Below are 1,882 nucleotides of genomic sequence, written 5' to 3' on the forward strand. Positions count from 1 at the left end.
GAAGTAAATGTAACGTTGAACCTGAATGTATTCATAATATATATGGTTTGGGAGGGGCAATGATTTACTGTACTTTAAATCTCAGAGAGGTTTCTCGGGACGGTAGACTAAAATTGAGATGTGCAGGATCCGGAACGTTTGACGTTTTCTCAGGCTTAGGTGAATATAAAAATAATGCTGATTATTATATGAAAAAAAATGGGCCAATACCTCCAGGTATCTACTGGATTGTTGATCGCCCTACAGGAGGGGTAAGTTCATGGTTTAAACAAGTCGAGAAGGAGTGGCGAACAGGGAATAATTATGACGACTGGTTTGCTTTGTATAAGGATGATGGGCTTATTAATGATCAAACGATAGTGGTATTTAAGTCATTTATCGGGCATGGGCAACAGGAAGTCTTGAATGATGTACACGCTCTTCTGGATTTTGATTTTCTATCCGATGAGCCAGCTAAAAATAATCACCATAAAAGTTCTTACGTCGGCACAGATGACAGACCCTTTGTTTATGAAACAAGAATGAGATCGTCGTTCAGACTACATCCATTAAGGCCCGATGGAACAGGTGTGTCGGATGGGTGTATCACATTTTACAACAGCGAAGATTTTTACAGACTTAGATTTCACCTATTAAATGCTATCAGGTATCCCATCGCGGGTGGAAGAATTTTATCCTATGGACAAATAACTGTAACGGATTAATTGAATGTCGAATATAAGCTATATTGTTTTATTTATAACATCCATCGCCTTTGCAATTTTAGGTTTAAATTTTTTATATTTACACGACATTCATGGCAGTGAAATGACTGTTTGGCTCTGTATGTATATTGCCATTTGCTATGTCGTGTATTTACTTATGTTACGAGTATTTCATCCATTTAACTGGAATGTGTGCTTCGGTGGCATTATTTATTTGGTTGCTTTTACTTTCATTCCGTTTCTTATTGGCTTAATGGAGTTAATTGACTGTTTTGCAAGGGATGTATTTTCCTTGCTGGGCTGGGAACTATATGAACAAATACATTTTTTGGATATGTATGAGATACATATCTACATCACGATAACATCGCTTTTAGCTCTGGGAGTGACATGGTTGTTTGATGCCTTGCTAGTTTTAATGATGAAAAGAGAAAAAACCAGTAAGTAAGAACCTGTCGATTTTTTATAAGCACAAATTTTTGAAGACGCCGTCAGGTTTGCCAGCGGTATTACAGCACTAAAGTGTACGCGTCCGGGTGGGCGTGCAGGTCTCTCTGACTGTGTTCAGATCTGATCTTTCCTGTCACTTTTTGAATAAAATGCCAGGGCAATGGTTTTTCGAGGTAATGTCATGAGTCTTACCGAACTGACCGGTAATCCGCGGCACGTTCAACTGCTCATGCTGATCAGCGAGCTGGGATTGATTACGTGCCATCATGGCAGGGCGGGAAGAGCTTCCAGTGTGGTGAATACGGTGTTTATTACTATTGGTACCACTATTGAACAGGTGGCGGCGCTGTTTACGGATGAATACCCGGGTCCGGCGTTGCATTACCTGCTTCAGTTGCAACAGGTCGAAATCGTCCTGGTGAGTTCCGGGCAGGATGGCACTGTTTCGGTGTGATCCTTTCCGATATTAAGAACCGACTGCAAAGACGGTTTTCTTCACATTTTTTATAAATAGATAATCTTCCTGGTATTTACTGTAAAATTCCTAAAACCTTTATTTTACGTCGTTATAGGAACTACATAAGCATTGTTTTATAAGCTTTTTATAAGTCAAAGGTACAAATTTTTATTTTGTGTAATTATCTGATAAGAATAATGCAAATATAGCCACTGCAATTTTAATTTTGCCATCTTATCGTCGCTGGCTATTTATTGACATATTGAAAAAT

Annotated in this window: 2 protein-coding genes and 2 pseudogenes; all 4 read left to right on the plus strand. The window is 38.8% G+C overall.

The window, feature by feature from the left end:
- Window positions 1-704 (plus strand): DUF2778 domain-containing protein (locus NNO04_RS22365; protein WP_271446513.1); only part of this gene is annotated, 704 nt, incomplete at its 5' end.
- Between the two features lie 4 nt (window positions 705-708).
- Window positions 709-1,152: a hypothetical protein gene (locus tag NNO04_RS22370; protein ID WP_271446514.1), complete on the plus strand. Its 444-nt coding sequence runs from the start codon at window positions 709-711 to the stop codon at window positions 1,150-1,152.
- Window positions 1,153-1,185: 33 nt separating this feature from the next.
- A pseudogene (locus NNO04_RS22375) lies at window positions 1,186-1,278 on the plus strand (hypothetical protein); the annotation flags it as partial.
- 57 nt (window positions 1,279-1,335) lie between these two features.
- A pseudogene (locus tag NNO04_RS22380) lies at window positions 1,336-1,497 on the plus strand (DeoR family transcriptional regulator); the annotation flags it as partial.
- Window positions 1,498-1,882 lie beyond the last annotated feature (385 nt).

It is taken from the genome of Citrobacter sp. Awk 4, assembly GCF_028069725.1.
Classification (GTDB): Bacteria; Pseudomonadota; Gammaproteobacteria; order Enterobacterales; family Enterobacteriaceae; genus Citrobacter_D.

What these genes read in the sequence shown, in the direction of transcription:
- NNO04_RS22370 (WP_271446514.1), top strand. Translation starts at nt 709, where the DNA reads ATGTCGAATATAAGCTATATTGTTTTATTTATAACATCCATCGCCTTT.